The following is a 5,806-nucleotide window of genomic DNA, read 5'->3' as shown; positions in this document are numbered from 1 at the left end:
CGCCACTGGGCAGTTCTTATTGGCCACCTACGGGCACTTCTCATGTCCGCCCACGGGCAGTTTCAGATGTCCATTGACAGATGTAGCCAAGCGGGTGTTTGAACTGGCCGGACACGACCCCGAACGAGTCACAGGCGTAAGTACGACGGACTATTTCGCCGCTGCTGTTGATCCAATCGCACCTCGACCCCGAAACAGCGTGTTAGACATGGCAAAGCTCGAGTCCACAGGATTCTTGGCTGCGGATGCAGATGGCCAACTAGCGAACTATGTGAACGGGGTAGTGCCCGCCTGACGGTAAGTGCTCAATTGGTAATCGGGATCGAACAAAAGATATTGAGCAGTCGGCGGCCTTAACCGACTGCAGAACACGGATTTTGCAGATCAAATTGGCGGAGACTACTCAGGATACTTCCGTCCGAGATTGCCAGCTTCGCCATCGTGCACAGCTTTCAGCAAGATTCGCCAACGTCGGAGGGTGACATTCGGGGCCGTTATCCATGCTCGCCAAGCTTTCGCAATTTCCCAGACGAAAAAGGAATACTTGTTAAAGGCATACGCCCGTCGCGAACGGATGAAGGTCTGACTTAGATAGCTCCCGTTCCGAATCTGATAATAGAGCCGCATTGGGGAGAGATCTCGTGAGAGCAGCGAGGTTCCCGTTTGTGATACTTCCAGGTCGTCAATTCGCGCGGCTTCAACTAAGAACTGAGCAATTCCTTTCTGATCCATGCGGGTCGCATATTCATGATCATCGAGATAAAGGTAGAAGTCGCTCCTTGGAGAACCAGCTGATTCGAACGTCTTCCGACGCCCGAACATGCCGCCGTAGGGGCCGAAGTGAACGCGAACAACGGGAAAATTGACTAGGTATCGTCCTGTAACGTACTCGGCGCGACTTAGGCGGGCCAAACCCCGCCGCCAGAGCACGAATGTGACGAACGAATTTGGTGGATAGGCTTTGATGAATCCAGTCTGAAAAGCAAGCCTGTCGGTCGGGCGGGTCGAGCCGCGGTTGGCGTAGAGCAGGAGACCGTCGGGATGATCGGCCTCGAGTAAGTGGTAGGCGCTGAGGAGATGCGTCAAACAGTCGGTCTGTGGAAGGTTGTCATCGTCGAGAAGAAATAGGTACTCGTCGTCGGAGGTGAGGGCCGTCTCGAACGCGCGCCTGTAACCACCGCTCGAGCCAAGGTTCTCCTCATTGCGGATCAATACGACCTGCGGCAGAAGGCATCGCAACTCCTCTAACGCATCGCGACTAGGTTGGTCGCTCGCATTGTCGACGATGATGATTCGCCCCACCCCGATCTGGGCTAGGCGTTGAGCTACCTGGCGACAGAAATGGGCACGGTTGCCATAGGTGACTATCAGGGCGCAGACGCTCGGAAGTGTCGTCACGAGAGCGTCCCATTTCTCTCCACGTCGCCACCATAGTCGCTGTCTCCGAACCCCTCTGGACAGAGGGAGGTCGAATCTCCCTCGACGAAAATCCGAAGGCGGCCGCTCCGAGTAGCCGGATGGAGCTGTCGGCGACGGACAACCTCGACCCGATCCGAAAACTCCGGTGCCTGTATCCGAAAACTCCGGTGCCTGTACTTGGTCGATGGTGCCTGACGAGGCGACGTCGAGGACGGGCCGTACGACGGCAGGTCATGGCGTGCTCCGACCCGATCGAGTGGGTGGGCCCGCTTGTCTCCACTTTGCTACCACAAGAGCTTCTCAGATACGGTTCTCAGAGAAGAGTTCGTCGAGACAAGGGTGCTACTGCCGTTGCGCACGACTTCTTCAGTTATGGTTGATTGGCTTCGGGGGGGAGGCGGGAATGGCCTGGGGATCGAGCACCCTCGCCGCAACGCCGGGCATAAATGATGACGCCGTCCGCACAGCAAGGGCCGCTAACGCTTTGCTCCGGCCTTGGTGGAGAAGATAACGCCGCAGGGCAGTGCAACGAAGGTGCAAGTTCGGACTGGAAGTGATCACATGAGACGCGTACTAGTAACGGGGGTTGCCGGCTTTATCGGGAGCACGCTTGCGGAGCACCTGACCGCGTCCTACCCCTCCGTCAGCGTGGTGGGCGTTGATCGATTCACTGATTACTACCCCCGTTCGATCAAACTGGAGAATATCGCGGCGCTCGGGCGCGCTGGGGTAGAGGTCATCGAAGACGACCTAGTCACAACCAATCTCGATAAGCTGCTTGAGGGTGTGGATGTGATTTTTCATCAGGCCGGACAGCCGGGCGTCCGACCTTCGTGGGGCGACAGCTTCGACGCATATACTCGTGACAACATCATCGCTTCGCAGAAGCTGCTTGAGGCTGCACGAAGAGCTCCTGGTTTGAAGCGTTTCGTCTACGCGTCGTCGTCTTCGGTATACGGCGATGCGGAGCGCTATCCCACCGTCGAATCTGATACCCCGCGCCCGCTTAGCCCGTACGGGGTGACAAAGCTGGCAGCAGAACACCTAATGGGTCTATATGCGGTGAATTTTGGAGTCCCGACGGTCTCGCTTCGGTACTTCACTGTCTTCGGTCCCAAGCAAAGGCCGGATATGGCCTTCACACGATTCATAACGAGAGCGCTCACTGGCCGAGCAATTCAAGTCTTCGGCACAGGAAAGCAGATCCGAGACTTTACTTTTGTAGATGACATAGTGCGCGCAAATATTGCCGCGGCAACTGCGCAGGTTCCACTCGGAGCTGTCTACAACATCGCAGGAGGTTCGAGCGTTTCAGTGAACGACGTTATTGCGATGTTAGGCGAAATTATGGGTCGTGAGATCCAGGTCGACCGCTTGGGTAAGAGCACAGGTGACGTCTTTAGGACGGGAGGCCTGTTTGAGGCGGCCAGGGAAGCGCTCCACTGGGAACCGACAGTGTCGCTTAATGAGGGTTTGCGGCGCCAGACGGAATGGGTCCAGGCCCGTGTGGATAGTCTTGGTGAATTGGTCTGAAATTGCAGCGCCATTATACGAGCAAATGCAGAGTAAGACGAGGGCACTCTCTATCCCATTCGCCGAAGGGCGATAACGGATCGCAGAAACGGAAGTCAGCGAAGGTGCTCTATAGATGAGCACGCAATCTCAGGCGGTCATGCGCAGACCCCAAGAAGATGCAACCCATCTTCGAAAACAACGATCCCTGATAAGTCCTGTCTCGCTGGGGTATCTCTACCTGCTGTATGCGTTGATCGCGTTCTTCTTTCCCAGCGGTCTGTACGAAAGTCTGATCTTCGAGTCGTACGTCGCTGGTCGCAACATCCGGATGTTGTTATTTTCGGCGGGGTGCGTACTTTGCTTGCATGCTGGAATCGCCGCTGCCAGGCTACTTCCAGACAGAAGGAATGTTGCAGAATGCCTGGACTCGTCGCAGAGAGAAGCGAGACGTCGAAGTGTCATCGCTGTCGCTCTCATCGTCATAGGAATCAATCTCGCCTCGGCGTGGGTCCTGCTTCGGCAAAACTATAGCGTTATCGTTTCAGCTCTCCTCCGCGGCGAGCAGACCGGTCACCGGTTAAAAACGGAATTAGCAACGGAAGGGACCTTCCTTACTGCCAGCGCGATCCTGATACTAGTGGCGTGGGCTTTATATGCGTTGAGATTATCTGGTGACAGAAGTCGGCCAGTCTTTGTTTTGATGCTCAGTTCGATATTACTATCGATCCTTACCTCCACTATAAAACTTGCCAGATATGAACTCTTGCCGTTGATCATCGGACTCGCAGTGATCAAGCTATTGGACCAATATCGTAAAGGCTACCGATCCTCCGGGAGACGTTTCTGGATGCTCTTGCTATCTGGCGGCGTTGCATTCGGAGCATTTGTGTTGTTCGCCTATGTCCGAGGACAGTCGTCTGATGTGAATAGCCTCTGGACCACTGTCGCCGGTTACTCATTGGCTTCTTTCAACCGATTGGCCGCCCTTCTGGATGGCCAGCTTGTGAGTAGCTATGGCGGGACGGGGGCTTTCGCATTAAATTTCCTCTCAAATCTTCCCATCGTCGGATCGATGACAGAATCCCTGCTTCCCAGCAGCTCTGCTGTCTACGCCCAGGAATTCCGCGACGTTGGGTCTAGCGGTCTCGACGGTGGGTATATCTGGCTGACGATGTACGGTTACTATTTCGCTGACCTCGGGCTATGGGTATTTCTCTTTTGTTTCGGTCTCGGCATTGTCTCGCAGCTGGCTTGGCGGGACTTTGAGGCATCAGGTGTGGTCGGCACAGCTGCATACCCATATCTGGCATCAGCGATGATCATGAGCTTTGCCTCTTACTGGGTTACGCGGCCGTTTATCACGGCGATAGGTATCTTCTTAGTGTTGTACGTATGTTGCATAGTGTTGACGAAACCGTCATTTAGGAGCTATTCAGCCCGCACTCGTGGGCTGCAGGTCCGCCGTGCGCGGCCCTAGCTGCCGGTTTCTGGAGCCGCAGCGAAGGACGTGAGAGAAATCAAACCTTCTCTAACCCGACTTTTCGCGAGATTCCCGCGGTCGTTGCCGCTGCAGTGAGACCAGTGCACTCTGTGCCGGGCTCGGGATTTCTCGGCCTGGGACTTACGAAATCCTGAGCCAGCGCCGACAAGGGCCCGAGAAAGGCGAGCGTCATACGAAAGTACGCGTGTTCTTGGAGGACTCAGCCTGAAAGAACCTCGTCGGTCAGCGTGCGGTGATGTGACTCGGTCACGACATCGCTCCGCGATACTGGGCAATTAGTTCTTTGTCGGTTAGGGTACCAGTGCTTTTGATGCCCAAGAAAAAGTAACACGAAGCCGAATCGAAAGATGCCGGCTTATCGATCGTCAGGCGATCGACGTACTTGATCCAGAAGGAAGTGAACGCAGCGAACGCTGACAAGAGACGACGGACCGAACGGGTGTTGCTTAGGCTCAAAAGGAAATGCCGATAGGACCAAGCCAAGGCGGTGCCGGCGCCCGCCACCGCGCCGCTTGAATATTCGTCGAATCGCCTGAACAAGCGTCGGTGGCCCAAGTGGGTAAACCGAGTGAAATCGTATCTTCCGGCGTGCACTTGCTGCATGAAAGGTGTTTCTGCGTAGACAACTCCGTTGAGTTTCAGAACACGGTGAACTTCTTCCACCACCTTGTAGGGATCAGCTACGTGTTCGAGCACCGCTTGAGCGATGACTCCGTCGAAGACTTCGTTTTTGAAAGGGATGGAATGTCCGTCAAGAATAATTGTCGCGCGTGGTCCGAAGGCTACGTCTGATTCGATCAGTTCAATATCTGTGTGTTCTAACAGAACCTCCATACCTTCGCCTACGATACTGCCACCGAGCACCAAGACTCGCGGTCTGACGTTCCGCTCCAGCACTAAGTTAGCGAAAGTCTCGTAATTTCCCTTGGATTTCAAATTCATGCTGATGCTCGGAGCGAGTCCGATGCCGCGAAGGCGTTGCATGAGTGGTGGGCGGGAAGGGAAAAATGTGTCGCGTCTTGCCACGAAATCATTGAGCGCGAAAACGCTGTCGTTTTCGTCGATCAAGATAGGGATGTCGTCCACAACAGGGAATGCCTTACGGCAATCTGAGTTTTGACAATCCACGCTATCGCCTCGTGCGGCAAGCTTTCCATGGCAGATTGGACAGGCGAGTAGAGCGATCGCTTGACTGTTCAAACGTTGCCGGTAGTCCGCTGGAGTATCCAATCGCTTAAACTCCTTTGTTAGAACTCATCTCGCGTTCATGTGGTGCTGACCAGTCCGAAGTAGGTTGCGTCCACCAAGGTGGTGTACGAGTCGGACCTGATCAGCGGTACCGGCGTGTCGCAGCCGAGTGATTGAAGGTCA

General features: G+C 55.1%; 4 protein-coding genes. 2 read left to right on the top strand and 2 right to left on the bottom strand.

What is annotated here, in order from left to right:
* Positions 1-399: 399 nt before the first annotated feature.
* Positions 400-1,398, bottom strand: a complete 999-nt coding sequence (locus ACAG25_RS24560; protein ID WP_370491044.1) for a glycosyltransferase — start codon at positions 1,396-1,398, stop codon at positions 400-402.
* A 582-nt stretch (positions 1,399-1,980) separates the two neighbouring features.
* On the opposite strand from ACAG25_RS24560, the gene ACAG25_RS24555 reads away from it, so the two are divergent.
* On the top strand, positions 1,981-2,952 hold the full coding sequence (locus ACAG25_RS24555; protein ID WP_370491043.1) for an NAD-dependent epimerase/dehydratase family protein: 972 nt from the start codon (positions 1,981-1,983) through the stop codon (positions 2,950-2,952).
* A gap of 115 nt (positions 2,953-3,067) precedes the next feature.
* The gene (locus ACAG25_RS24550) at positions 3,068-4,411 is read left to right on the top strand and encodes a hypothetical protein (protein ID WP_370491042.1); all 1,344 of its coding nucleotides are present in this window, start codon (positions 3,068-3,070) and stop codon (positions 4,409-4,411) included.
* Positions 4,412-4,681: 270 nt separating this feature from the next.
* Here ACAG25_RS24550 and ACAG25_RS24545 read toward each other — a convergent pair whose 3' ends face one another.
* Positions 4,682-5,665 carry a methyltransferase domain-containing protein gene (locus ACAG25_RS24545; RefSeq protein WP_370491041.1) on the bottom strand — a complete coding sequence of 328 codons (984 nt, stop codon included), beginning with the start codon at positions 5,663-5,665 and terminating at the stop codon, positions 4,682-4,684.
* Between the last annotated feature and the right edge of the window lie 141 nt (positions 5,666-5,806).

This window comes from Mycobacterium sp. pV006, assembly GCF_041287115.1.
In the GTDB taxonomy this organism is placed as follows: domain Bacteria; phylum Actinomycetota; class Actinomycetes; order Mycobacteriales; family Mycobacteriaceae; genus Mycobacterium.
This window is presented reverse-complemented; position numbering and strand designations above follow the sequence as displayed.